Origin of the sequence: Streptomyces sp. NPDC005266 (assembly GCF_040607655.1) — a bacterium.
Taxonomy (GTDB): domain Bacteria; phylum Actinomycetota; class Actinomycetes; order Streptomycetales; family Streptomycetaceae; genus Streptomyces.
Window position 1 is genome coordinate 282,912 of the sequence record NZ_JBEXHC010000007.1, and the last position, 25,080, is coordinate 307,991.

General features: G+C 72.8%; 20 protein-coding genes and 2 pseudogenes. 12 read left to right on the top strand and 10 right to left on the bottom strand.

Features of this window, described 5'->3' with window-relative positions; translation table 11 throughout:
* Positions 1–7: 7 nt before the first annotated feature.
* From ABZU99_RS16890 to ABZU99_RS16910, 5 genes are all read right to left on the bottom strand, one after another.
* Positions 8–643 carry a hypothetical protein gene (locus ABZU99_RS16890; protein WP_356045729.1) on the bottom strand — a complete coding sequence of 212 codons (636 nt, stop codon included), beginning with the start codon at positions 641–643 and terminating at the stop codon, positions 8–10.
* Positions 633–2,024 (bottom strand): hypothetical protein, encoded by a 1,392-nt coding sequence (locus ABZU99_RS16895; RefSeq protein ID WP_356045728.1) that lies wholly within the window; start codon positions 2,022–2,024, stop codon positions 633–635. The genes ABZU99_RS16890 and ABZU99_RS16895 overlap by 11 nt, the downstream gene beginning before the upstream one ends.
* Positions 2,025–2,054: 30 nt before the next feature.
* Positions 2,055–2,420, bottom strand: a complete 366-nt coding sequence (locus ABZU99_RS16900) for a hypothetical protein (protein ID WP_355948803.1) — start codon at positions 2,418–2,420, stop codon at positions 2,055–2,057.
* 15 nt (positions 2,421–2,435) lie between these two features.
* A complete protein-coding gene (locus ABZU99_RS16905) occupies positions 2,436–3,101 on the bottom strand; it encodes an HD domain-containing protein (RefSeq protein ID WP_355948806.1) in 666 nt (221 codons plus the stop codon).
* Between the two features lie 103 nt (positions 3,102–3,204).
* Positions 3,205–6,651 carry a molecular chaperone Hsp90 gene (locus ABZU99_RS16910; protein WP_356045853.1) on the bottom strand — a complete coding sequence of 1,149 codons (3,447 nt, stop codon included), beginning with the start codon at positions 6,649–6,651 and terminating at the stop codon, positions 3,205–3,207.
* Positions 6,652–6,740: 89 nt separating this feature from the next.
* Between ABZU99_RS16910 and ABZU99_RS16915 the strand changes: the two genes are divergently transcribed.
* Positions 6,741–7,124, top strand: a complete 384-nt coding sequence (locus ABZU99_RS16915; RefSeq protein ID WP_356227864.1) for a hypothetical protein — start codon at positions 6,741–6,743, stop codon at positions 7,122–7,124.
* Positions 7,125–7,247: 123 nt separating this feature from the next.
* Positions 7,248–7,370: pseudogene (locus ABZU99_RS16920) on the top strand (pyridoxal phosphate-dependent aminotransferase); the annotation flags it as partial.
* A gap of 525 nt (positions 7,371–7,895) precedes the next feature.
* On the opposite strand, the gene ABZU99_RS16925 reads toward ABZU99_RS16920, so the two are convergent.
* Complete coding sequence (locus tag ABZU99_RS16925) at positions 7,896–8,813, bottom strand: DUF3027 domain-containing protein (protein ID WP_355948809.1); 918 nt, start codon at positions 8,811–8,813, stop codon at positions 7,896–7,898.
* A gap of 388 nt (positions 8,814–9,201) precedes the next feature.
* Here ABZU99_RS16925 and ABZU99_RS16930 point away from each other — a divergent pair, with 388 nt between their 5' ends.
* The 4 genes and pseudogenes from ABZU99_RS16930 (at position 9,202) to ABZU99_RS16945 (ending at position 13,257) form a co-directional block, all read left to right on the top strand.
* Entirely contained in the window at positions 9,202–10,653 is a 1,452-nt protein-coding gene (locus ABZU99_RS16930; protein WP_355948812.1) for an MFS transporter, read from the top strand.
* 252 nt (positions 10,654–10,905) lie between these two features.
* Positions 10,906–11,412, top strand: coding sequence for a hypothetical protein (locus tag ABZU99_RS16935; RefSeq protein ID WP_356045723.1), 507 nt, complete (start codon positions 10,906–10,908; stop codon positions 11,410–11,412).
* 28 nt (positions 11,413–11,440) lie between these two features.
* Positions 11,441–12,151, top strand: a pseudogene (locus ABZU99_RS16940) (futalosine hydrolase); the annotation flags it as partial.
* Positions 12,152–12,405: 254 nt separating this feature from the next.
* Positions 12,406–13,257 (top strand): 1,4-dihydroxy-6-naphthoate synthase, encoded by an 852-nt coding sequence (locus ABZU99_RS16945; RefSeq protein WP_356045721.1) that lies wholly within the window; start codon positions 12,406–12,408, stop codon positions 13,255–13,257.
* A 185-nt stretch (positions 13,258–13,442) separates the two neighbouring features.
* Here ABZU99_RS16945 and ABZU99_RS16950 read toward each other — a convergent pair whose 3' ends face one another.
* The gene (locus ABZU99_RS16950; protein ID WP_355948819.1) at positions 13,443–13,826 is read right to left on the bottom strand and encodes a cold-shock protein; all 384 of its coding nucleotides are present in this window, start codon (positions 13,824–13,826) and stop codon (positions 13,443–13,445) included.
* Between the two features lie 179 nt (positions 13,827–14,005).
* Here ABZU99_RS16950 and ABZU99_RS16955 point away from each other — a divergent pair, with 179 nt between their 5' ends.
* Positions 14,006–14,263, top strand: a complete 258-nt coding sequence (locus ABZU99_RS16955; RefSeq protein WP_355948822.1) for a hypothetical protein — start codon at positions 14,006–14,008, stop codon at positions 14,261–14,263.
* Positions 14,264–14,359: 96 nt separating this feature from the next.
* On the opposite strand, the gene ABZU99_RS16960 is transcribed toward ABZU99_RS16955, so the two are convergent.
* Both ABZU99_RS16960 and ABZU99_RS16965 read right to left on the bottom strand, forming a co-directional pair.
* On the bottom strand, positions 14,360–14,983 hold the full coding sequence (locus tag ABZU99_RS16960; protein ID WP_356045719.1) for an HAD family hydrolase: 624 nt from the start codon (positions 14,981–14,983) through the stop codon (positions 14,360–14,362).
* Between the two features lie 238 nt (positions 14,984–15,221).
* Positions 15,222–16,397: a hypothetical protein gene (locus tag ABZU99_RS16965; protein WP_356045717.1), complete on the bottom strand. Its 1,176-nt coding sequence runs from the start codon at positions 16,395–16,397 to the stop codon at positions 15,222–15,224.
* A 223-nt stretch (positions 16,398–16,620) separates the two neighbouring features.
* On the opposite strand from ABZU99_RS16965, the gene ABZU99_RS16970 reads away from it, so the two are divergent.
* Positions 16,621–19,437 carry a helicase-associated domain-containing protein gene (locus tag ABZU99_RS16970; protein WP_356045715.1) on the top strand — a complete coding sequence of 939 codons (2,817 nt, stop codon included), beginning with the start codon at positions 16,621–16,623 and terminating at the stop codon, positions 19,435–19,437.
* Between the two features lie 126 nt (positions 19,438–19,563).
* On the opposite strand, the gene ABZU99_RS16975 is transcribed toward ABZU99_RS16970, so the two are convergent.
* On the bottom strand, positions 19,564–20,163 hold the full coding sequence (locus tag ABZU99_RS16975) for a VanZ family protein (RefSeq protein ID WP_356045713.1): 600 nt from the start codon (positions 20,161–20,163) through the stop codon (positions 19,564–19,566).
* Here ABZU99_RS16975 and ABZU99_RS16980 point away from each other — a divergent pair.
* From ABZU99_RS16980 to ABZU99_RS16995, 4 genes are all read left to right on the top strand, one after another.
* Positions 20,162–20,407, top strand: coding sequence for a hypothetical protein (locus tag ABZU99_RS16980; protein WP_356045711.1), 246 nt, complete (start codon positions 20,162–20,164; stop codon positions 20,405–20,407). The two genes, ABZU99_RS16975 and ABZU99_RS16980, sit on opposite strands and share 2 nt — an antisense overlap.
* Positions 20,408–20,624: 217 nt before the next feature.
* Positions 20,625–22,274 (top strand): DNA repair helicase XPB, encoded by a 1,650-nt coding sequence (locus ABZU99_RS16985; RefSeq protein WP_355948837.1) that lies wholly within the window; start codon positions 20,625–20,627, stop codon positions 22,272–22,274.
* A gap of 122 nt (positions 22,275–22,396) precedes the next feature.
* Positions 22,397–22,594, top strand: coding sequence for a hypothetical protein (locus tag ABZU99_RS16990; RefSeq protein ID WP_356045709.1), 198 nt, complete (start codon positions 22,397–22,399; stop codon positions 22,592–22,594).
* A 345-nt stretch (positions 22,595–22,939) separates the two neighbouring features.
* The gene (locus tag ABZU99_RS16995; RefSeq protein WP_356045851.1) at positions 22,940–24,925 is read left to right on the top strand and encodes an AAA family ATPase; all 1,986 of its coding nucleotides are present in this window, start codon (positions 22,940–22,942) and stop codon (positions 24,923–24,925) included.
* Positions 24,926–25,080: the final 155 nt, after the last annotated feature.

Genomic DNA, 25,080 nt, shown 5'->3' on the forward strand with positions numbered 1-25,080 from the left:
CCGGCGGTCAGACCACCTGGGCGTCCCGCGTCTCGATGACCCGGACCGCCGACTGCACGCACAGCCCGCGCATGCACACCTCCAGCGGGCTGGCGTCGGGGAACAGCCGCTGGCCGTCACGGGTACGCCAGGCGGTCGCCAGCTCCATCGGCTCCGCCCAGGACAGCGCCGAATAGCTCGCGGTGGAGTCGGGGACGCGGTGGGCGCCGTGGTCCAGCTCCGCCTCGATGGTGACCATCAGCGTGGACTCCAGGCGGCCGTCGCGGCCGGTGGGGTCGTCGACCTCGCCGCCGAGCACACACCGCACCGCACAGCACCCCGCCACCAGGCCGGACTCCAGCGCGTCTCCCATGCGTAACTTCTTCGAGAGCACCGCCTCCACCAGCAGGCCCTCGGGCGTGGTCGTGGAGCGGGCCGTGCCAAAGCTTCGGCGCGGCCCGCGCAGGTCCCGGTTCGCCATCACCTCCCCGGCCCCCGTCGCCGGCACCATATGCGGCACCAGCTCCGCCGGAATGCGGAGCGTCGGCACGCTCACCACCCCCGGATGGCGGTCGTTGACCTCCGGCCGCCGGATCCCTACCAGAACCTGGGACCGGGGGACGTTCCGCAGAAAGACGAACGCGGCCACTGCCTCACTGTGCATCGGGCTCCACTCCAACCGTCCGCGAGAAGACTGTCGCTTTCAGCCAGTCCTGCCCGCGCACAAGAAGCCGGTTCAACTGGCCGTCGTACGCCCCCGAATACAGAGCCGACTCGGTGACCTGGGGAAGCACCTCGGGGTCTCCGGAGTTCCACTGGCTGGCGAGATCGAGCTCATCATCGGGGCTTCGGTACAAAACCACCTCGAATACGCAGAAGAACAGCTGCTCCCGGCTGTCCTCCCGATCCAGGATCTGAAATCCGTGCAGGCGCAGCCGGTCCTCGGGGATGTCCAGGCCCGTGGAATAGAAGAGTTCCCGCTGCGCGGCATGGACGAACGCACCGCGTGACACGGTCAGTCTGGGCGGACGGTGGGCCGCCATCCACAGCGCGTCGATGGCTCCGGAAGAGTCGCGGTCGATGAACGGCACCACGCCCAGCGCCACCGCGACATCCTCCTCCAGGACCCGCGCGCTGAGCAGCGACAGCCTGCCGAAGTCGTCGTTGCTGTTCATATGGGAGCGCCGCTTGAGCAGCACCAGCCGCCGCCCCGCGGCCATGGAGCGGACGACGCAGATCGCCACCGGAAGACAGGTGCGACGGGGCGAGGCGGCCGCCCCGTACGGCTCCAGCGTGCGGATCGACAGCTGCCACAGCGCGGCGTCCGCGGGCTCGGTGCCCGCGGCCAGCATCTGATTGCCCACCTCCGCGGCGTCGTCGGGCGCAGGTTCGCAGGCGACCTGCCGGGTGATGAAGTTGGTCGCCTTCTCCGCGATGTCCTCGACGAAATGGGCCACCGGCTCGAATGCCTGGGAGCTCTGCTCGACGATGAGATGCACATCGGTGGCCGCGCTCAGCGACGGTCCGACCGTCACCCACAGCTGATGCCTGCCCGTGTCCCGGCGCTTCACCAGCATCGTCATCTGGAGATGCAGGGTGTCCGTGGACAGCAGATGAAAGGCGGGCTGGTGTGCGGCACCGTCCGCGTCGGACGGATGCGGAGTCTGCCACTGCTGCACCGAATTGCGCAGCGCCGTGACCGCCGACTGCCAGCGCTGCACCACCGGACCCAGCCGCACATGGCCCCGGTTGGCCAGAATCAGTGTCGGCGCCGGGGTGACATAGCGGAAGGAATCCCACGGCAGGGGGGATCCCGCGCTGCGCTGGCTGGAGGCGATGCCCTGAATGGCGGTGACCAGTTCGCGTGAGGCGACGCCGCATACGGTGATGTCGGAAGCCTCCCGGAGCGCCTGCCCCAAGGCGCTCTGCACGGATGTCGCGGTGGTGTTGACGGTCGTGATGCCGACCGTGTCCGAGTAATTGCCGGAGTCGCGGACGGCCTGGCCTCCCGCGAGCGCCCGGTCGGCTTCCCTGTCCGACGTCATGTCATCCCCCCGATGTGTTTCTCGGAACAGCTACGTCACGGACCGGTACACCCTGGCCACTTCATGGATCATGGCCGACCACAGATCCAGCAACTCCGTTTCCTGGACCTGCGATCCGGCGGCGTATTCCACGACGTCCTGGCATGCCCGCCGGGCGCGCTCGTCCTGCAGTCGCACCGCGCGGAGAACGAGACTGCGACGCACGGCGCTGCTCGGCTCAACCAAGGTCCGGACGACATCGGCTCCCTGGAAGAGCATGAGGATTTCTTCGCATTGAGTGCGCTGGTTTTCACTCCGGCGCTTACGGGAATCCACGGCATCCGTGAACCACGGTGTCAAAAGGCCCGCCGCAAGGCCCAAAACGGCGGTCAACGTCGGAAGAATCGCACTGAGCATGCCCCCACCCGCTTGTTATGGCGCGCTGAGCAATCCGCGGGTCACGCCCTTGTCGATCGCCTCGTACGCCAGTCTTGCCAATTCCGGGACCGCGCCCTTCACCCGATCCACGCGGCGGCGGACCGCACGGGCCTCGACCCCGTGCCGCCGCCACGACGACTCCTCGCCGGCCGTCAGGTTCATAAAGATCGGCAGTAACACGTCAAGCGCCATCACATAACGCCCCTCGGGCGTTTCCGTGAATTCGTACTCATGCCACCCGCTCTCCAGCAACTCCCGCTCGGGAGCGGGCAGCGGGGCCAGCAGCTCATCGATGGCCTGCAACTCGCGGCGCTGCCGGGTGAGCGCGTCCGGCCCGTAGACAAAGGTGTCCCCCTCGACAACCTCCACGATGTCGTGCAGCACCGCGAGGGCGGCACAACGCATCGGGTCGACGGGCTCGGCTGCGTAACGCGAGAAAATCAGCGCGGCGAGGGCCACATGCCAGGAGTGCTCGGCGGTGTTTTCCCTGCGTGACGCGTCGGACACAGGGTTCTGCCGAAGGACATGCTTGAGCTCGTCCATGCGGCCGAGGAAATCCAGAAGCTGTGGAAGTTCCTTGTCTTCCGCTGGCACATGCGCATGGAAATGTTTCTTGATGAGGACCCCCGAGAGGGTCTCAAGAGTTTCACTCCAGGACATGATCGACCCCCGAATATGGGCGCTGATACTGAGCGTAGCAGGGCGACTCCACCCGTAGAAGCCCTTTCACGCAAACGCCGGACAGGCCGATATTCAGTCCGGCCTAGTCGAACCAACGTGCCCGGGCCAGTTCTTCTGTACGAGTGAGATCCTCGAGGAGTGCCGCCACCTCGAAGCGGCGGGACCAGTGGCCCGAGGCCCAGGCCAGACCGGCCGCGACGCCCTCGACCGTCGAGGCGTGCAGGGTGCCGTCCGTGTAGCGCCAGTCGAGCTCGATGTCGCCCTCGATGAGCAGCTCCTCGTACTCGACGTACGACAGCGGCGCGCCCGGCAGGAGTTCGCGGACCGCCTCCGGGACGTCGTGCGAGTCGCCCTGGGAGACGACCCGGGCCGGGTATGCCTCGCTCAGCCGGGGCACCTGGAACAGCTCCGCCAAGTCCGCCGCCCGGGTGGGGCGTACGGGCAGCAGCGCGCGGCCGTCCGACTCGGCCAGCGGCATCAGGTCCGGCGCGTCCGCGACCAGGGTGTCGCCCGCGTCGACGACCCGTGGCTCGCCGTTCACGACGGCGCGCAGCTCGTCCGGGAGGGTCACCTGCTCGGGGTCGAGGTCGGCCAGCTGACCGTAGATCGCGTGCAGCTGGGCGGGGGTCACCTCACGGTCGTCGTCGGCGAGGCGGGCCAGCAGTTCGGCCGCGCCGCCCGGCTCGTCCAGCAGCGACGCGACGGAGGTCCGTACGCCCAGCGCCCGCAGCACCTGCTCGTCCTCAAAGCCGGCCGCGTCCACCGCCTCGTACAGCCCGGCCAGCAGCGGATCGCCGCCGGCGGCGCGCAGCCCGGCGGGGCGGCGGCCGTCCAGCACCGGGTGGCCGCGCAGCCACCAGGCGGTGTACGAGCGCACGGTCCCGGTCGTGCCGTCCGGCAGCAGGACGCGCACCGGGGCGGTCAGCGCGTCGCGCAGCGGCGGCTGGGCGAGCATGGCCAGGGCGCGCGGCCAGGCGTCGTCGTCGACCAGGTCCAGATCGCGGACGGCCACGATCTCGGTGGCGACCGGCGGCACGGGCGTCTCCGGCAGCCGGTCCAGCACGTCCTCGCACCAGACGTCCACGGCGTCGAGCACCCCGACGTCGTCCGGTTCGGCGTAGTCGCCCTCGCGCGGCTCCAGCTCGTCCGGGTCCAGGACCACATCGGCGGCCCGGACCAGGGTGAACCCCGCCAGCACGCCGACAGCGGCCAGCGGCTGCTCGCCCCAGCGCTCGGCCAGCTCGGCGTCGCAGGCGGCCAGCTCGCCCTCCCGCATCACCTGCTCGAAGGCGCTGCCGGGGAGGACCAGTTCACCGGCGGGGGCCAGCTCGCCGTCCTCGTCGGGCAGGGCCAGCGCGGCCAGCCACGGTTCGTCACCGGGCGCCAGCCGCGCCTGCTGGACGAGGCCGAGGACGGTGGCGGCCAGCGTGTCGGCGTCCAGCGCCGCGGCGAGCGCCTCACCGCCTTCGGCGAACGGGTCGTACTCGTCCTCGGCCTCCAGCGAATGCGCGACGGCGGCCCGGACCTGGGGAGTCGTCAGCACGGCCCGCGGGGTGGCGGGGGTCGCGCCGAGCTTCTCCAGGAGCGGATGGGCGGCGTCCGGATGCGCGACCTTCAGACCGAGGCGGGCGAGGGTGCGATGGGTCTCGCTGACCCCGGCCTCAGTCTCCGCGCCATCGGTCTCGCCCGGAAGCGGCAGCAGCACCTGACGGGGCCCGATCGTCGTACGGCCGTCCGCCAGCGGCACCGGCAGCCCGCTGAGCCGGTCCGGATCGGTCCCGGCCAGCGAGTCGTACAGCCGCCGCCACCAGGCCGGGGCGCGCTCGACGCCCGCGAGCCGGTCGATCACCTCGCCCAGCGGCACCCGGGCCACGCCCAGCACCCGCAGCTCGGAGCGGCGCTCGAGCCCGGCGGGCAGCAGCGTCGGGAACAGCTCGGCCAGCACCTCGACCGTCTCCGCGCCCGCGCCCTCGACGATCTCGGCGTCGCGGGGCCGCAGGGCATACGGCTCGCCCTCGTAACCGCTGCGCGCGAACACGTCGTCGTCCCAGTCGGCCGGGGAGGGGGTCGCCGGGGCGGGGGCCGGGGTCGGCTCCCCCGCCGCGGGTCCGCCGGCGGGTCCACCCGCGGGTCCGCCCGCGGGTCCGCCCGCAGGTCCGCCTGCGGGTCCGCCCGCGGGTCCACCCTGCGCGGCGTCGGGCCCGAGCGCGTCCGGCGAGCCCAGCCAGCCGTCCGGCGCGGCGTCCGCGCCCTCGCCCGGCACCGGCGAGGCCGCGCTGGGCAGGAACGGCACCCTCGGCAACCGCTCCAGCACCCGCTGCCGCAGCTCCCCGTCCAGCTCACCCCTGCCCAGCGAGCCCGGGACGAGCCCGACCGTGCCCACCCCCACCGGATGCCACTCGCGCAGCAGCGCCGCGTACGCCTCGGCCGCCCGATCCACGAGGAAGTCCGTGAGCGGCCCGGGGGCCGTGTGGCGGCGGGTGGGCTCCAGCGGGAAGGACGCGATGAGCAGCGCGGGCACGCCCAGCGGCTCGTCGGTCGGCGTCGGCGCGTGGACGACCGGGGCCGTGCTGGGCCGCACCGGCGCGCCCTCCTCGTCCACCGGAACCGCCCAGGTCACCGACCACACCGGCCGCAACCGCTCCTCCACCGGGCGGTCGGCGAGCAGCGCGGCGTCCAGCCGGCCGCCCGCACTCTCGGTGCGCCAGCGCGTGGTGCCCTTGCCCCGTTCGCCGCTGTCCTCGATGACCGTGTACGGGCCCTCCTCGCGACGCCGCAGCGTGCGCGTGCCCTCGGCCGTCTCGACGACGACCTCGGTGAGTCCGGGGAGGGTGAGCAGCAGCGCGTCGTCGATCCCGGCCAGCAGCCGCTCCGCCACGTCCAGGGCGGCGCCGTCGCGCAGCGGCAGCACCACCACCGTGTCGTAGCCGTCCGGCGCGATCCCCTCGGTCGGCAGCGGCAGCCGCAGCAGCGGGACGTGGCCGTCGCGGCGGCGCAGCTCGTCGGCGAGACCGGGATTGCCCTCGGCGGTGTGCCGGGCCAGCTCACGCGCCTCGGCCAGCGACCAGCGCGCCCCGCCGGAACGGCCCACGACCGCCGGCTCGTCGCTCACCGCGAGCACCGCCGCGAACCCGACACCGAACCGCCCCACGGCCCGTCCCGGCGCCCCGGCCTCCCACGCCGGCTCGTCGCGCTTGGCGGAGGCGCGCAGGGTGGACAGCGACTCGACCCCGGCGGCGTCCAGCGGCGCGCCGGTGTTGGCCGCCGCCAGCACGGCCGGCTCACCGTCGGTCGCCGGGCGCAGGGTCAGCCGGAGCCGGCCGGGCACCCCGGCGCGGGCGGCGGCGTCCGCCGCGTTCTGCGCCAGTTCGACGACCAGCCGGTCACGGTGGCCGCCCAGCGCCAAGTCCTCCTCCGCGTTGGCGTCCTCCCGGAACCGGGCGGGCGACGCGGCCCAGGCGTCCAGCACGCCGCGCCGCAACCGCGCGGTCCCGAACGGGTCCGCGTCCTCGGTCGCGCCTCGCACCATCGCCGTGCTGCTCACGTCTTGCCTCCGGAGTTCCTGGTCGGGGTCCTGCGGGCTTTGCGGGTATTGCGGTTGTCGGTATTGCAGTTGTTGTGCGGTTCTCGCGGGTCCTGCGGGTCCTGCGGGTCCTGCGGGTCCTGCGGGTCTTGCGGTTCACGCGGGTCTCGCGGTTCCTGCGGGTCTCGCGGTTCCTGCGGGTCTCGCGGTTCCTGCGGGTCTCGCGGTTCCTGCGGGTCTCGCGGTTCCTGCGGTTCCTGCGGGTCTTGCGGTTCCTGCGGGTCTTGCGGGTCTTGCGGTTCCTGCGGTTCCTGCGGTTCCTGCGGGTCTCGCGGGTCTCGCGGGTCTCGCGGGTCTCGCGGGTCTCGCGGTTCCTGCGGGTCTCGCGGGTCTTACGGTCTGCGCTCCGGCTCCACGTGGCGTCGAGTGCCCCACGGTATGCGTCTGTCCACCGCTCCAGCCCGATCGCTCACGCGTAGTCCCTGCCAGCGCCGAACGTACTCCTTCTTCACGCCTGGCCGCTGCCCGGCCCGGCACGGCCAACGGACCGGATACAGCAGGGCAGACCGCATCATGCTCTGGGAATCGCCATGTCCCGGCGCGTGGCCCCGCCCGAGCTGCTGCACGAGGTGTGCGAGGCGGCGGTGGACGAGGGGCTGCTGATCGTGAGCGACGAGACCTGGCGGGACACCGTCCACCATCCGCATGGCACGGTGCTGCTCAGCCTCGTCGGGAGGAGCACAGCGGCTCGGGGACAAGCACGGGCAACAGACCGGGGCCGGGGCGGCTGGACGAGCACCGCCGACGAACCGGGACCGCCGGGGAACGGGGACCGCCCGGAGAACGAGCACCGCCGGGGAACCGGCACCCGCCGGGGAACCGGGACCGCCGGGGAACGAGCACCACCGGGGAACGAGCACCGCCGACGAACCGGGACCGCCGGGGAACGAGCACCACCGGGGAACGAGCACCACCGGGGAACCGGCACCGCCGGGGAACCGGCACCGCCGGGGAACCGGCACCGCCGACGAACCGGCACCGCCGACGAACCGGCACCGCCGGGAATCGGGACCGCCGGGGAACCGGCACCACGGGGAACCGGCACCACCGGGGAACGGGCGCACGCAACGGGCCCAGACCCAGCGGGACGACCCCAGCCGACGCACCCGGGCCGGCCCAGGACGGGCGCGGCCGGCACGGCCGGTGCACCCGGCCGGCGCGGCCGCCAGGCCGCAGCGGCCCACGCCGTCTCAGGAGTGGCCCAGCTCCTCCGCCGGAGCGTCCGGTTCCACCGAGCCGCCGGTGCGGTCCGGGTGGAGCGGCATCGGCTCGACGATGGTCTCGTCGACGACGGGCGGGGCCGGGCGGGGCGGCTTCGGCATGACGGCCGCCTCGGAGTGGGCGCCACAGCCGTACGACAGGGACACCACCCGGCCGTCCGCCGGGCTGAACTCATTGGCACACACCCCGAACGCCTGCCCCAGCGAGCCCCCGAGAGGCAGCAGAAAGCCGCAGGTGGCGCAGGTGCCGGGGGCCGCCTGGGCCATGGGGGCCTTGGCGCCGTACGCCTCGTCCCAGCGGTCGGCCGCGATGTGCAGGCCGTAGCGGGACAGCACGCGGGCGCGGCGCATGCCCAGTTCCTCGGCGAGGGCCGCGATGGAGCCGGTCACGGGCGGGGCCTCCTGGGCGGAGGGCGGCCCGGCCGTGACATCGGCCTCCTCGACGGCCGCGAGCTGCTGCATCTCCTCGGAGACGACGGAGTTGGGCGGCGGGATGTCCTCGCCCGTGAAGCCCGGTTCGAGACGCAGATCCTCGGCCTCGGTGGGGAGCAGATCGCCGGGTCCCATGTCGCCGGGGCGCAACCGCTCGCTCCACGGCACCCACTCGGGCGCGAGCATCGCGTCGGGGCCGGGGAGCATCACCGTCTCGGCCAGGGTGACGATTTTCGCTCGGGAGGCGCGGGTGACGGTGACCGCCCAGCGCCAGCCGTGATAGCCGGGCTCGGCGGATTCGAAGAGATGCGTAACGACGCGGTCACCCTCGGCGACAACACCCACGTGCTCGCCGACCGTACCCGGCCGCGCGACCTCCTCGGCTGCCTCACGGGCGAATTCGACCGCCTCGGCGCACAGGCGGTCGGGGGTACGGCTTCGCATCGCAGCACTCACAGGATCGATTCTCTCTTCCACGCCGTCGCAGCCGTCTGACGAGTGCGCCAGCCGCACGGCCGGGCGGCGGGACTGCGGACGGAGCGGACCGTGGGGCCGCGTCGACGTCCGCGCCCGCTCCAGCCTCGGGCACACCTTGTACGTCCCATTCTGCGGGATGGCTACTCGGCTCGTGGCCAGGAACGACCGTCGGTGGCGCGTAAAGCACGCTACCTTGTCCGGCCACGCCGCCCCCACCCCCATCTCACCCCGCACCCGCGGCGTCCGTCCGGGGAAAATCGCATTCCCGCTGGACAGAGGCGTGTTGTCGATCCCCCGCGGCGACGAACCAATCCGCAAAGCCGTTGAAGGTCTCACGTTGTGGCCACCTTGGCTGCACCATGGTCGGGTGGCAAGTACCCGGTTCCACGGCAGCGGCTCGATCCAACGGTCGAGCCGCCGACTGGGCCGCGCCCTGCATTTCCCCTTCACCGCGACCGGCCGTGGCATCCGCCGGGCCACGCACGCCCATGGCGCCGGGGAGTCCGGGCTCGGCAAGCTGATCGAGCTGCATGCCGTGAACTCCGCGGGCGACATGCTGATCACCGTCGCCCTCGCCTCCACGATCTTCTTCTCGGTCCCGACGGATCAGGCGCGGGGCCGGGTCGCGCTGTATCTGGTCATCACCATGGCCCCGTTCGCCCTGCTCGCCCCTGTCGTCGGCCCGCTTCTGGACCGTCTTCCGCACGGCCGCCGGGCGGCGATGGCGGGGGCGATGCTCACCCGGGCGCTGCTGGCGCTGACGATGGCGAACGCGGTGGTGGGCGGCGGTCTTGAGCTCTATCCGGCGGCGCTCGGCGTGCTGGTGGCGTCCAAGGCGTACGGGGTGGTCAGATCCGCGGTCGTACCGCGGCTGCTGCCGCCTCGCTTCTCACTGGTCAAGGCCAACTCACGGGTGACGCTGGCCGGGCTGCTCGCGACCGGGGTGGCGGCCCCGCTCGGGGCCGGGCTGCATCAGATCGGTCCGAGCTGGCCGCTGTACGGGGCGTTCGTGATCTTCGTGGGCGGCGCGTTCCTGTCGTTCACCCTCCCGCACAAGGTGGACTCGTCGAAGGGCGAGGCCAGGGCGCGGCTCACCTCGGGCCAGCACCATCCGCATCTGCCGGTGACCGTCCGCAGGCCCAAGGCGAGGGTCGGGAGCAAGGCGTCGGGGGCGCGGTCCGGGGGGTGGTTCCGGGCGCGCTTGGGCGGCCGGTCCCGGGGGCCCGGTCTCCGGACGGTCGGCCCCTCCGTGCTGCACGCCCTGCAGGCATGCGCCTCGTTGAAGGCGCTGTCCGGGTTTCTCACCCTCTTCCTTGCCTTTCTGCTCCGCGACCACCCGGTGGGCGGGCTGAGCCCCGAGTTCTCGCTCGGTCTGGTCGCGGTGTGCGCGGGCGGCGGCAACGCGCTGGGCACCGCGATCGGCGCCTGGCTGCGGGAGCGCGGTCCGGAGCGGATCATCGCGGTAGTGCTCACCTCGGCCCTCGGTGTGATCGTCGTATCGGCGGCCCTGTACGGCGCGGTGACGCTCGCCGCCGTGGCCGCCACGGCGGGCATCTCCCAGGCGCTGGGCAAGCTGTCGCTGGACGCGCTGATCCAGCGCGATGTGCCGGAGGAGGTACGGACCTCCGCGTTCTCCCGCTCCGAGACGACACTGCAGATGGCGTGGGTCGTCGGCGGCGCCGTCGGCATCGCGCTCCCGCTCAGCGGGGTGCTGGGCATGGCCGTCGCCGCCGGGATGATCGCGCTGGGCGCGGCGCTGAGCGTACGAGGCCTGCTGAGCGCGTCCCGGCACGGCGCACCGCGCCCGCGAGCGGCCTGACCCCGGGGCGGCTCCCGCGTGCGGGACCCTGCATCTGTCATACGGCGGGCCGGTCCTGAAACCAGGAAGCGGCTCCCGCGCGCGGGAGCCTGTATCCCCGGCCGGGCCGCAGTCGACACCGGCCACCGGGCGGCTCCCGCGCCCGGGAGCCTGCTATCCGCACCCGCTATCCGCACCCGCGCGCGGGTATCCGCACCCGCGCTATCCGCACCCCCGCGCGGGCTGGCAGCAACGGCCAGATAGCCTGCCCGCATGACCGCTGCGTTGTTTTCCAGGGGCAAGGGCCGCCGCGCCGCCACCGCCGCCTGTGCCGTGTCCCTCGGGCTCATCGCCCTCTCCGCCTGCGACAAACCGACTCCGCTGGCGACCGTGACGGTCGGTTCGACCACCGTGACGGCCGAGGCGAGCGAGGGCTGCTTCGGCGACGGGAAGAATCTGAGCTCGGCGAAGTTCAAGAAGTGCCTGTCCGCCAAGCCCGAAGAGACGATCAAGGTGGGCGCCGGGGACAAGGTGCGGATCGGGGTGGACCCCGAGATCGCCGAGTCCAGCTGGGGCCTGATCGCCAACAACCCGGTCATGGCCGAGGCGAGCAAGGAGACGTACCGCAGCTTCGACAGCGAGCAGCTCTTCGCCCAGCAGAACCCGCAGACGGGCCAGACCACGCTCCAGAAGAACGTCACCATCACGATCGCCGAGCTCGGCAAGGGCAGCCAGGGCATCAAGGGCATCTGGCGCTTCAAGCTCGAAAGGGACTCCTGAGTCAGGGTGTGACAGCGGGGAGGCACCGATGCGCGTACTGATCGTCACCGCCGTCCCCGCGGAACGGGACGCCGTGGTGCGGGGCATCGGCGCAATGACCCCCGAGCTCTCCGAACTCCCCGTGCCCGGTGGGGTGATCCTGCGGCTCAGCCCGGTGCCGCCCGCCGGGCCGCCGCTCACCGCCGACGTTTTGGCCGCCGGGGTCGGCCCGGCTGCCGCGGCGGCCGGCACCGCCGCCGCCCTGACCACCGCCGCCGTCGCCCGGAACCCGTACGACCTGGCCGTATCAGCCGGTATCGGCGGCGGCTTCGGCGCCGCGCCGCTGGGCTCCGTGGTGGTCGCGGACGCCATCGTCGCCGCCGACCTCGGGGCCGAGACCCCCGACGGCTTCGCCGCCGTCACCGAGTTGGGCTTCGGCACCGTCGAACACCTTCCGCCCGCCCCGCTCGTCGCCGCCGTCGCCGGGGCGACGGGCGCCGTACGCGGCACCGTGCTCACCGTGTCGACCGTGACCGGGAGCGCCGGGCGGGCCGCCGAGCTGCTGGGCCGCCATCCGGGCGCCGTGGCCGAGGCCATGGAGGGGTTCGGGGTGGCGGAGGCGGCCGCCGCGCAGTCCGTGCCCGTGCTGGAGGTACGGGCGGTCTCCAACACCGTCGGGCCGCGCGACCGCGCCGCCTGGCGGATCGGCGAGGCCCTCGACGCCCTCGGGGGCGCGTTCGGGAAGATCGCATCCGTCCTCGGCACGCCAGGCACCCTGAGAACGCCCGGAACCCTGGGCATGCCCGGCACGCTGGGCACGACCGGAACCCTGGGCCCGCCCGGCACGCCCGGCACGCCCGGAACCGTGGGCACGCCCGGCACGCCCGGCACGCCCGGCACGCCCGGCACCCTCGGCACGCCCGGCACGCCCGGCACCCTCGGCACGCCCGGCACCCTCGGAACGCAGCCCTCCGGGCCGGGGAGCCCGGACTCGGACCTGGAAGGAACCCGGCAGTGACCGACCCGCTGAAGATCGCGTACTCCCCGTGCCCGAACGACACGTTCGTCTTCCACGCCTGGGCCCACGGCCGAGTCCCGGACGCTCCCCCGCTCGATGTCACCTTCGCCGACATCGACATCACCAACGGGATGGCGGAGCGCGGTGAGTTCGACGTACTGAAGGTGTCGTACGCCGTGCTGCCGTGGGTGCTGGACGACTATGCGCTGCTGCCCTGCGGCGGGGCGCTCGGACGCGGCTGCGGGCCGCTGGTCCTCACCAGGGGCCCCGGCGCGGCGAAGGACCTGACGGGGAAGACCGTCGCGGTGCCGAGCGAGCACTCGACCGCGTATCTGCTCTTCCGGCTGTGGGCCGCCGCCGAGGTGCCGGGCGGGGTGGGACAGATCCAGGTGCTGCCGTTCCACGAGATCATGCCGGCGGTGCGGGACGGCAAGGTCGACGCCGGGCTCGTCATTCACGAGGCCCGGTTCACCTATCAGAATTACGGGCTGCATCGCCTCGCTGACATGGGCGAGCACTGGGAGCTCACCACCGGTCTGCCGATCCCGCTCGGTGCGATCGTCGCCAAGCGCTCACTGGGCGTGGAGCGACTGCGGGCGGTGGCCGACGCCGCCCGTACGTCGGTGCGGATGGCCTGGGACGACCCGGAGGCGTCGCGCGCCTACGTCCTGGAGCACGCCCAGGAGATGGACCCGGCCGTCGCCGATCAGCACATCGGGCTGTACGTGAACGAGTTCACCGCCGAGCTGGGCGAGGACGGCTACGCGGCGGTGCGGGGGCTGCTGACCCGCGCGGCGGCCGAGGGGCTGGTGCCGCCCCTCGGCCCTGACGCACTGGAATTCGTCTGATTTCCGCTGGTTCCCTCGCGGCTCGGTAGCGGCCGGGTAAGTGGCTGCCGGGTAGTGGCTGACCGGCGTCCGGCTAGGACGCAATGCCGGTGACTTTGCAGGCTTCCAAGGCATGCCGATCGGGGGCATCGCTTCAGGTCAGCGCCTCGCAAGCCCTATTAAGTCACCGGCATCCGGCATTGCGGCTAGACGTCGAGCTGATCCGCCACCGCTCGCAGCATCCCCGCGATCTTGTGGCCGTGTGCCTTGTCGGGGTAACGCCCCCGCTCCAGTTGCTGGGTCACGTTCTCCAGCAGCGTGGTCAAGTCCTGGACGATCGACGCGAGCTCGTCCGGCTTACGCCGCTGAGCGGCGGCCACCGACGGGGCAGGGTCGAGAAGACTCACCGAAAGCGCCTGGTCACCGCGGTTTCCCGCGACAACACCGAATTCAACGCGCTGCCCCGGCTTCAGCGCGTCCACGCCTTCCGGGAGCACCGACGAGTGCACGAAGACGTCGCCGCCGTCATCGCGGGAGAGAAAGCCAAAGCCCTTCTCACTGTTGAACCACTTGACCTTGCCGGTAGGCACGTCTGTCCTCGTCCTCGTCGCTCGTCGGAAAACACGGAAAAACTGCTCTGGATAGCACTACAGCGGGTCGTAAGACCCGCCACCACCAAGGCTAATGGTCCGGAGCCTGGTGACAAGACGTACCCGGGTGGTTCCGGGTGGTTCGTATCCGCGCTCTGGCACCGATCTACCCTGGTGCGGTGAGCAATGAAACCCCGCACGATGGAACCGCTCCCGGCGACCGGCTCGTACGATTCGGTGCGATTGTCTTCGCCATCGGGGCAGTGGCCACACTTGTCACCGTCGCCCCGCTCTTTCTGGGCGCGGACCCGCTGCCGTCGGCGGCGTACTTCGTCTGCATGCTGATGGGCGTCGGCTTCGCGCTGGCCGGCGCCGGGCTGCTGCGGTCGATCCTGGCGCAGCGGCGCCAGGCCGCCGCGCAGGTGAATCAGCGGTGAATCAGCCCCCTGTGCAACCCCAGCGGTGAATCAGCCCTGTGTAACCCCAGCCGTGAATCAGCCCTGTGTAACCCCAGCCGTGAATCAGCCGACTGTTTAACCCCGGTACCCCTCCAGCCACGCCGGGAAGGCCGTCAGATCGTCCAGGACGACATCGGCCCCGGCCGCGCGCAGCTCCTCCGCGCCGCACGGCCCGGTGGGGACTGCCACGGAGAGCACGTTCGCGGTGTGCGCGCCCCGTACATCACCCGTGTGGTCGCCGACATACACCGTCGCCCCGTACTCACGCAGCGCCTCCGCCTTGGCCTCGGCCCACAGCCAGCCGATGACCGCGTCCGGCTCGATGCTCAGATGGCTCAGATGCAGCTTGGCGTTCGGCTCGTGCTTGGCGGTGACGACGATGGCGCGGCCGCCGGCCCGCCGCACCGCCTCGATGGCCTCGCGTGCGCCCGGCATGGCCGGGGTGGGCGCGATCGCGTACTCCGGGTACAGCTCGCGGTAGAGCTCACCCATCTCCTCGATGCGCTCATCGGGGAACCAATGCGCCAGCTCCTGCTCCAGCGGGGGCCCCAGTCGGGTGACGGCCAAGTCGGCGTCCACGAAGGTGCCGGTGCGGGCGGAGAGCGCTTCGTACGCCGCCTTGATGCCGGGCCGGGAGTCGATGAGCGTCATGTCGAGGTCGAAGCCGACCGTCGCGGAGTGCGAAGCCATGCCCGCCATTGTGCCTTGACCCGCCGCATGCACTTAGCCTCGCCTGACGTGCGATGAAACGATCGAACGGAAGCGATGTCCGCCGCCGGGACCACCGGCCCCAGAGCCTCCGTGGCCCGGCGCCGCCTCGCGCCGGGCGGCCGCGCCCGCTGCGCCGATCATCTGATCGCGATGAAGACGGGCCCGATCGTCACACGCGGGCGCCCGGCGGACATCCCCCGCTGAACCACTCCGTCCACCCGTCGGTTCAGCCCCGGCGCCGCGCCCGCCACAGCAGGAACAGCACCGAGGCGACGGCGGCGGCCCGTACGACGACCGGCCAGGTCTGCGTCAGCGCGTCCTTCATCCCGTCGTCCGGGATCGGGTCGCCCCACCTGCCGTTGGCCCGGCCCCACAGCCACACCATCCCGCCGGCCGCGACCAGCCCGGGCATGCCCATCACGGCGAACTTCGCCTCGGTGCGGGACAGCTTGCGGGTGCTGTACGCCAGCACCCAGCCGAAGGCGAGCAGGATCACGTTGCCCAGCGCGGCGCCCGCGATCAGCAGCGCGATCGACAGCAGCAGCACCGGGCCCAGCCCGGTCGCCCAACCGGCCCTGCCCGCCCGGCCGGACGCCGCGCCGTCGCCGGTGTCCGCCGCCTCGGCGGCTTCGGCCTCCGCCGCCTCCGCGGCCGCCCGCTCCTCGGCTTCCCGCCGTTCCTGCCGCTCCTGCCGCTCCTGTTCGGCCGTCTTGCCCCCGCCGAGCAGTTCGGGGATCTCGACCCCGCCGACGAACCCCTCGACGAAGCCGTACTGTGCATCGCGCTGCTCGGTCTGGGCGAACGGGCCCGGGTCCACATGCCACCAGTCCGGGTTGGACTCGCGCGGGCTCAGCTCGTCCTCGCCCGCGAGATGCGGGGGCGAGGCGGCGGGCGAGCGCGGTGGAGGTGGGGTGGGTGTGACGGGCACCGGCTTGATCAGGGACGGCGTGGCGCCGCTGCCCGCATCCGCCGCGTTGCCCTCCCGGGGCGCGGGCACCTTGCCGGTGAGCCCGGTGCGTTCGGCGAGCCCGGCCAGCTTGTCGCGGGCACGGGCCGCCCGCGCCGCGCCGCCCGACCCGCCGGAACGGCCCGGACCGCCCGAACCGCCCGGACCGCCCCGGGACGGCTCGGACCCGTGCGCGCCCGGCTCACCGCCGTTCCCCGCCGCGGGCGGACGGCCGCCCGCGGCGGCCACCACCTCGGCCGGCGAGCCCAGCTTGGCGAGGATCCGCTTCACTCCGGCCGGGGTGTCCGTGCCCCCGGTCGCCCGCCGGTGGTCGATATCGGCGCGCAGCCCGGAGACCAGCCGCATACGGTCGCCGGACGACAGACCCTGCTGCTGAGCCAGGTCACCGACGCGGCTCAGATAGTCGTAGACGAGCTTTTCGCTCTCGATCCCCACCAAGACCCCTGAGAGTGCGCACGGTCGGCGTACAGACGGCTTCGACCGTACCGCGAGGGACCGGAAACCCGCCGCATCACCTGCGTTCGTCGCCCCCGGGTACTGTGGATCGAATGAGCAGCGGCGGAGTCGGGAGGCGCACGTGCCCGCACGGAACCGCCACGGGGACAGCGTTCGAATGAGCGGCTGGCGGATGAGCAGCTCGCGGAATCAGGAGGCATGAGTGCCTGCAGAGACCGGCCAAGGGGGCAGCGGCCGCGGAGCGCCGCGCACGCTCGCCGAGGAGCTGCGCACCCGCCCCGACGATGCCCTCGCCGCCCTGCTGCGCGCCCGCCCCGACCTGCTCTCCCCCGTACCGAACGACCTCACCCAGCTCGCCACCCGGGCCGGTACCCGCGCCTCGGTGGTACGGGCCGTGGAGCGGCTCGACCGGTTCGCGCTGCAGACCGCCGAGGCCCTGGCGGTGGCGCCCGACCCGTGCCCGTACGAGACGTTGAGCGCCCTGATGACCGGGGACGAGGACCTTCCGGCCGAGGAGCGGATCGCCGCAGAGCAGACGGCCGACGAGTGGATCGCCGCAGAGCAGACGGCCGAGGAGCGGATCGCCGCCGAGCAGACGGCCGACGAGCGGATCGCCGCAGAGCGTCGCGCCGCCGGGCACACCGCCGCGCGGATCGCCGCCGCGCGGATCGCCGCCGAACTGCCGCGTGCCGTGGCCGCCCTCCGCGACCAGGCGCTCGTCTGGGGCGGCGACGACCGGCTCCGCCTCGTCCGCACCGCCCGTGAGCTGCTCGCCCCCTCGCCCACCTCCCCCTCCCCGACCGGCCTCGGGCCGACCGTCCACGAGGCCACGGCCGGGATGTCGCCCGGCCGGCTGCAGGAGCTGCTGGAGGCGGCCGGGCTGCCGCCCACGCACGACCCGGTGACGGCCGTGGCCGCCCTCACGGCCCTGTTCAACGACCGTGCGCGGATGGCGGCGCTGCTTACCGGGGCACCGGCGGGCGCGGTGGCCGTCCTGACCAAGCTGACCTGGGGGCCGCCGTACGGCGAGGCGTCCGTCGCCTCCCCCACCCCGCCCGTCGCCTGGCTGCTGGACCGTGGGCTGCTGCTGCCCTCCGGGCAGCGCAATGTGGTGCTGCCGCGTGAGGTGGCCCTGCATCTGCGCGGCGGCCGGGCCCACCGCGCCCCCGAGCCGGTGGCCCCGCCGCTGTCGCCCGCCGCCGAGCACAATCCACACGCTGTGGACAACACCGCCGCGGGTCAGGCGTTCACGGCACTGGCCACCGTCGAGGAGCTGCTGGGGCAGTGGGAGAGCGGCGGGCCCACGGTGCTGCGCGCGGGCGGGGTGAGCGTCCGCGACCTCAAGCGCACCGCCGCGGCGCTCGATGTCACCGAAGCGGTGGCCGCCTTCTGGATCGAGCTGGCCTACGCGGCCGGGCTGCTGGCCTCCGACGGCGAGACCGACGAACGGTACGCCCCTACCCCCGCCTACGACGAGTGGCTGCGACTGCCCGCCGAGGAGCGCTGGGCGCGGCTCGTCACCGCCTGGCTCGCCGCGACCCGTACGGCGGGGCTGATCGGCGGCCGCGACGCCAAGGGCCGTACCCTCGCCGCCCTCGGCCCGGACCTGGACCGTTCCCCGGCCCCCGAGGTCCGCCGCCGCGTGCTCGAACTCCTCGCCACCCTCCCGCCGGGCGCCTCACCCGACCCCGACGGGCTCATGGCCCGGCTGCGCTGGGAGCGGCCGACGAGCCACCGGGGCGGCGCGGCCGGGGTATCCCCTGCCCCCACTGCCACTCCTGCCTCTTCCGTCACTGCCACCGCCGCGACCGCCGCGACCGCCGCCTTGGCCGCTCCCCCCGCCGATCTCCGCTCGCGGCTGGCCCGCTGGACGCTCAACGAGGCCGAACTGCTCGGGATCACCGGCCGGGCCGCCCTCTCGGCCCACGGCCGCGCGCTGATCGCCGCCGCCCCGGGCGAACCCACCCGCGCCCAGCCCACCCGCACCCAGCCCACCCGCACCCAGCCGACCCGCGCCGAGGCCGCGACCACCGCCACCACCGCCACCGCCGCCACCGCCGCCCGGCTCCTCGCGCCGCTGCTGCCCGCGCCCCTCGACCACGTCCTGCTCCAGGCCGACCTCACCGCCGTCGCGCCCGGCCCCCTGGAACGGCCGCTCGCCGAGACGCTCGGCGTCCTCGCCGAGGTCGAGTCCAAGGGCGGTGCAACCGTCTACCGCTTCACCCCCGCCTCCGTACGCCGTGCGCTCGACGCCGGACGGGCCGCCGACGATCTGCACACCTTCCTGGCCGCCCACTCCCGCACCCCGGTGCCCCAGCCACTCAGCTACCTCATCGACGACGTGGCCCGGAAACACGGACATCTGCGCATCGGCGCCGCCTCCGCCTATGTGCGCTGCGACGACGACGCCCTGCTCGCCGAGATCCTCGCCGACCGCCGCTCCGCGGGACTGCGGCTGCGCCGCCTCGCGCCCACCGTGCTGGCCGCCCAAGCACCGCCGGACGCACTGCTGGAGGGATTGCGGGCGATGGGGTACGCGCCGGCGGCCGAATCCGCCGAGGGCGATGTGCTGATCACCCGCGCCGAGGCCCAGCGCACCCCGCCACGTACGCCGCCGGCCCCCGTTCCGGACGGCCCGCCGGTGCCCGACGACACACTGCTGGGCGCGGCGGTACGCGCCATCCGCGCCGGCGACCGCGCCGCGACCGCGCCCCACAAGCCGGTGGCGGCCGCTGCCGGCGGGGGTACGGCGACGGGCGCGGGCACCACCGCCGCCGCCCGGCTCCCCCGCACCACCTCCGCCGACACCCTCGCCACCATGCAGGCCGCGGCCCTCACCGGCTCCGCCGTCTGGATCGGCTACGTCAACGCCGACGGCGCGGCCAGCCAGCGCGTCATCGCCCCGGTCCGCGTCGAGGGCGGCTTCGTCACGGCGTACGACCACACCGCCGACGAGGTCCGTACATATCCCCTGCACCGCATCACGGGCGTGGCGGAGCTGGCGGACGACTCGGTCTGAGCCGTCCCCTCACCCACCCGGTCACAGGCACCCGGTCACGCACCTGGTCACGCACCCGGTCAGGCACCCGGTCACGCATCACGCACCTGATCACGCACCTGATCACGCACCTGATCACGCACCTGATCACGCACCCGGCTCAGGCCGCCGCTGCCACCAGTGGCGGCGCCGGGGGTGCAGGGCGCGGCCGAGGCGGCGGCCGATCAGGACGTAGCCCAGCAGCGCGCCCGAGGTGTTGAGGAGGACGTCGTCGACATCGAAGGCCCGGCCCTCGACGATCATGCCCTGCACCGTCTCGACCGCCACCATCACCAGCGCGGTCACCAGCACCACCCGCACCGCGCCCCGCGCCTTCGGCATGAGCATCGGCAGGAGCACCCCGAAGGGCGCGCCGAGCAGCACATTCCCGCCGATCTGCTTCACCGTGTCGCGGAAGGCGGGCTGGTTGACGTACTCCCGCAGCGAGTCGCCCGGCCGGAAGTTGGTGTGGACCAGGTCGGCGGAGCCCGGGGACGGCACGAGCGTCGCCTTGGCGAGGGCCGCCGCGAAACCGACCATCGCCACGAACGCCACCAGCATGACCAGGCCCCGCGCCGCATGGGCGAGGAACGAGTCACGCTGGAGGGGCGGTGCCGTCGTCTCGGTCGCCGGGGGCGTCTGCGCCTCCGGGGCGGACGTCGCCTCGGCGGTCCCGGGCTTCTTCGCCGTCGCGGTCTTCGCCGTCATGGTCTTCCCGGCCTCCGCCTTCCCGGTCGTGGTCTTCGCCGCCTTCCCGGCCGCCGCCTTCCCGGTCGCGGTCTTCGCCGTGGTGTCGCGCGTCATCGCGGGCTTCTTGGCCGGACTCGTCTTCCCGGCCGGGCCCGGCTCGTTCTTCGCGGACGCAGTCTTCTTCGCCGCTGTCCTCGTCCTACCCGTCGTCCTCCTGTCCGTCTTCGTCTTCTTGCCCGTCTCCGTGTCCGTCGGCATCTGATCGCGTACCCGCGTGCGCTGCCGCCGGATCTCCCACCCAGCGATACTGACCACAGGAACCTGCCTCCCGCCGCTCTCCCGGCTGTCTCGTCCCTCCCGGCGCGCTCTTGCCCCCCGCTTGCCCGTCGCCGCCCGGAGTATCCCTGTGGCTCTCCGCTACGCCTCCGCGATGGGGGACACTGGTTCTTTGGCCGGCTGCACGAAAGGACCCCAGGCGCGTGAATGGACCCCTCATCGTCCAAAGCGACAAGACGCTCCTGCTCGAGGTGGACCACGAGCAGGCCGACGCCTGCCGTCGCGCCATCGCGCCCTTCGCCGAGCTGGAGCGCGCGCCCGAGCACATCCACACCTACCGGGTGACCCCGCTCGGGCTGTGGAACGCCCGCGCCGCCGGGCACGACGCCGAACAGGTCGTCGACGCCCTGGTCGAGCACTCCCGCTACCCCGTGCCGCACGCCCTCCTGGTCGACGTCGCCGAGACGATGGCCCGCTACGGACGGCTGCGGCTGCTCAAGCACCCCACCCACGGCCTGGTGCTGGAGACCACCGACCGCCCGGTGCTCGAGGAGATCCTGCGGTCGAAGCGCATCCAGCCGCTGGTCGGCTCCCGGATCGACCCGGACACGGTCGTCGTCCACCCCTCCGAGCGCGGCCAGATCAAGCAGACACTGCTCAAGCTCGGCTGGCCCGCCGAGGACCTGGCCGGCTACGTGGACGGCGAGGCGCACCCCATCGAGCTGCGCGAGGACGGCTGGGCGCTGCGGCCGTACCAGAAGCAGGCCGTGGAGGGGTTCTGGCACGGCGGCTCCGGCGTCGTCGTCCTTCCCTGCGGCGCCGGAAAGACGCTGGTCGGAGCGGGTGCGATGGCCACCGCCAAGTCGACGACGCTGATCCTGGTCACCAACACCGTCTCGGCCCGCCAGTGGAAGCACGAGCTGGTGCGCCGCACCTCGCTCACTGAGGACGAGATCGGCGAGTACAGCGGTACGCGCAAGGAGATCCGCCCGGTCACCATCGCCACCTACCAGGTGCTGACGACCAAGCGGAAGGGCATCTACCAGCATCTTGAGCTCTTCGACTCCCGCGACTGGGGCCTGATCGTCTACGACGAGGTGCATCTGCTGCCCGCGCCCGTCTTCAAGTTCACCGCCGATCTGCAGGCCCGGCGGCGGCTCGGGCTCACGGCGACGCTCGTCCGGGAGGACGGCCGCGAGTCGGACGTCTTCTCCCTCATCGGGCCCAAGCGCTTCGACGCGCCGTGGAAGGAGATCGAGGCGCAGGGCTATATCGCGCCCGCCGACTGTGTCGAGGTCCGCGTCAATCTGACGGAGACCGAGCGGCTCGCGTACGCCACCGCCGAGACCGAGGAGAAGTACCGCTACTGCGCCACCACCGCCTCCAAGCGGCGGGTCACCGAGGCGCTGGTCGCCCGGCACCGGGGGCAGCAGACGCTGGTGATCGGCCAGTACATCGACCAGCTCGACGAGCTGGGCGAACATCTGGACGCACCCGTCATCAAGGGCGAGACCACCAACGCGCAGCGCGAGAAGCTCTTCGACGCCTTCCGGCAGGGCGAGCTGTCGGTGCTCGTCGTCTCCAAGGTCGCCAACTTCTCCATCGACCTCCCCGAGGCCACCGTCGCCATCCAGGTCTCCGGCACCTTCGGCTCCCGCCAGGAGGAGGCCCAGCGGCTCGGCCGGGTGCTGCGCCCCAAGGCCGACGGCCACCCGGCGCTCTTCTATTCGGTGGTCGCCCGCGACACGATCGACCAGGACTTCGCCGCGCACCGCCAGCGGTTCCTGGCCGAGCAGGGGTACGCGTACCGGATCGTGGACGCGACCGAGCTGCTGGCGGACGAGGACGTGTGACCTGGTGTGACCGGTTGTGACCCGGTGTGACCCGGGCGAGCCGGTGACCCATGACTTCTGTCAAGGGGTCACCGCTGATCGACGGCTCTGCCCGGAGGCTCCCCGCCCGGAAGGATCGTGTGGTGTCAGCAGTACTCACCCGCAAGATCGCCCTCGGCCTGATCGCCCTCCGCGTCGGCGTCCACCTCGTACTCGCCGTGATCGGCGCCCCGGTCACCTCGGCGGCCGGACACTTGGCGCTCGCCGTGGCGATGGCCGGCGCGACGGTGATGCTGTGGTTCAACCAGCGCGTGACCTTCCGCGCCCTGGGGCTCGCGTGACCTTCCGCGCCCTGGGGCTCGCCTGAGGCCGGGATACCTGAGAGGTCCCGAGGCCGGGGTACCTGGTCTGAGGTCCTGAGGCCGGGACATCTGGGGCCCGGGTACCGGCGACCGGATAAATCATTCGCGGCCGCGAGACGCGCTGGCTACAATCGCCCGTCTTGCCGCCTCCCGCTACGGGGAGTGCCACCGCCCGGACGGTAACCGGACGGTTCCACCAGAGCACCTTCCTCTCTCGTACCCGCCGCCGGAGGCTACGCCGTGCCCTCGCACGCCCCTGACCACCCAGACCCCCTCGCGCGGGAGCGCGCCCACCTCGCGGCGTCCCGCTCGGCACTGCGCGCCATGCGCGCCGACGCCGAGGCCCTCGACCTCCGGGACGTCACCGCGAACTGGGTGAACGCCGAAGCTCTCCAACACCAGGTCAGCGAGCGGATCAAGGCCCTCGCCGACCTCGCCCACACCCCGCTCTTCTTCGGCCGGCTCGATTATCTGCACGCGCCGGGCGCGGAGACGGCGGAGGGCGCCGAGGGCGAGCGGTTCTATGTCGGGCGGCGGCATGTGCACGACGCCGACGGCGATCCCATGGTCATCGACTGGCGCGCCCTCGTCTCCCAGCCCTTCTACCAGGCGTCCAAGAAGGCGCCCATGGACATCGCGTTGCGCCGCCGGTTCGGCTATACGGGTGGGGAGCTGACCGCGTACGAGGACGAGCACCTCAGTGACCCGGCGGAGGCCGAACGGTCCAGCAAGCTGCTCCAGTCCGAGATCGAGCGCCCGCGCGTCGGCCCGATGCGGGACATCGTCGCGACGATCCAGCCCGAGCAGGACGAGATCGTACGCGCCGGAATCGGCGGCACCGTCTGCGTCCAGGGCGCCCCGGGCACCGGGAAGACGGCGGTCGGCCTGCACCGCGTCGCGTATCTCCTCTATGCGCACCGCGAGCGGCTCGCCCGCTCCGGCACCCTCGTCATCGGCCCGAACCGCTCCTTCCTCCACTACATCGAGCAAGTCCTCCCCGCCCTGGGCGAGTTGCAGGTCGCCCAGGCGACCGTCGAAGACCTGGTGGCGCGCCCGGCCCTGGGCGTGGAGGTGCGCGGCGCCGACCCGGCCGACACCGCCCGTATCAAGGGCGACGCACGGTTGGCCGAGGTGCTGCGCCGCGCCCTGCGCTCGTACGTCACCCTGCCGACCGAGCCATGCGTGGTGGTGCGCGGCTCGCGCCGTTGGCGGGTACCGGCGTACGAACTGGAGGAGACCGTCCAGGAGTTGCTCACCCGCGACATCCGCTACGGCGCCGCCCGTGACGCCCTGCCGCAGCGCATCGCCCACGCCGTGCTGGTCCGGATGGAGCAGGCGGGCGAGGCCCCCGACGACCGGGTGCAGGACGCCGTCGCGCGCAATCCGGCCGTCAAGGCGGCGGTCAAGGCCATCTGGCCGCCGGTCGACCCCGCGAAGCTCGTCCTGCGGCTGCTCTCCGAACCCGACTTCCTCGCCGAGCACGCCGACGGCATCCTCGACGCCGACGAGCAGAAGGCCGTGCTGTGGCCGAAGCCGCCGCGCAGCGTGAAGTCCGCCAAGTGGTCCCCGGCGGACACGGTCCTCATCGACGAGGCGGCCGATCTCGTGGAGCGTACGCACTCGCTCGGCCATGTGGTCCTCGACGAGGCGCAGGACCTGTCCCCCATGCAGTACCGCGCGGTCGGCCGCCGCTGCACCACCGGCTCGGCGACCATCCTCGGCGACATCGCCCAGGGCACCACCCCGTGGGCGACGGCCAGTTGGGAGGAGGCCCTGACCCATCTGGGCAAGGAGGGGGCGGCCGTCGAGGAGCTGACCCAGGGCTTCCGGGTGCCGCGCGAGGTGATCGCCTACGCCTCGCGGCTGCTGCCCGCCATCGCCCCCGGACTGTCGGAGGCCACCTCCATCCGCGAGGCGGCGGGCGACTTCTCCGTACGGGCCGTGGCGGCGGCCGAGCTGGACGCCGCCGTCATCGCCGCATGCCGGCAGGCGCTCACCCACGAGGGCTCGATCGGGCTGATCGCGGCCGACGCCCGTGTCCCGGCGCTGGCTCAGGCCCTTGAGGCGGCGGGCCTGGGATATCTGTCCCCCGGCGAGGAGACCAGCGCCGGCGCACGGCTCACCCTCGTCCCGGCGACGCTGGCCAAGGGTCTGGAGTACGACTATGTGGTCCTCGACGAACCGGCCGCGGTGCTCGACGGCGAGCCGGACGAACCCACCGGGCTCCGCCGTCTGTACGTGGCCCTGACCCGGGCCGTGTCAGGGCTGACGGTTCTGCACGCCGCCCCGCTGCCAGAGTTGCTTGCCTGACGGGGTATCGGTGCCTGTCCCCCGGCGAGGAGACCAGCACCGGCGCACGGCTCACCCCCGTCCCGGCGACGCTGGCCAAGGGTCTGGAGTACGACTATGTGGTCCTCGACGAACCGGCCGCGGTGCTCGACGGCGAGCCGGACGAACCCACCGGG

Bases quoted from the DNA above. Each gene is read 5' to 3' on its own strand.
- ABZU99_RS16900 (WP_355948803.1), bottom strand. From the start codon at position 2,420: ATGCTCAGTGCGATTCTTCCGACGTTGACCGCCGTTTTGGGCCTTGCG.
- ABZU99_RS16895 (WP_356045728.1), bottom strand. From the start codon at position 2,024: ATGACGTCGGACAGGGAAGCCGACCGGGCGCTCGCGGGAGGCCAGGCC.
- ABZU99_RS16905 (WP_355948806.1), bottom strand. From the start codon at position 3,101: ATGTCCTGGAGTGAAACTCTTGAGACCCTCTCGGGGGTCCTCATCAAG.
- ABZU99_RS16935 (WP_356045723.1), top strand. From the start codon at position 10,906: ATGACCGCTGCGTTGTTTTCCAGGGGCAAGGGCCGCCGCGCCGCCACC.
- ABZU99_RS16995 (WP_356045851.1), top strand. From the start codon at position 22,940: ATGCGCGCCGACGCCGAGGCCCTCGACCTCCGGGACGTCACCGCGAAC.
- ABZU99_RS16975 (WP_356045713.1), bottom strand. From the start codon at position 20,163: ATGACGGCGAAGACCGCGACGGCGAAGAAGCCCGGGACCGCCGAGGCG.
- ABZU99_RS16960 (WP_356045719.1), bottom strand. From the start codon at position 14,983: ATGGCGGGCATGGCTTCGCACTCCGCGACGGTCGGCTTCGACCTCGAC.
- ABZU99_RS16910 (WP_356045853.1), bottom strand. From the start codon at position 6,651: ATGGTGCGAGGCGCGACCGAGGACGCGGACCCGTTCGGGACCGCGCGG.
- ABZU99_RS16980 (WP_356045711.1), top strand. From the start codon at position 20,162: ATGGTCTTCCCGGCCTCCGCCTTCCCGGTCGTGGTCTTCGCCGCCTTC.
- ABZU99_RS16890 (WP_356045729.1), bottom strand. From the start codon at position 643: ATGCACAGTGAGGCAGTGGCCGCGTTCGTCTTTCTGCGGAACGTCCCC.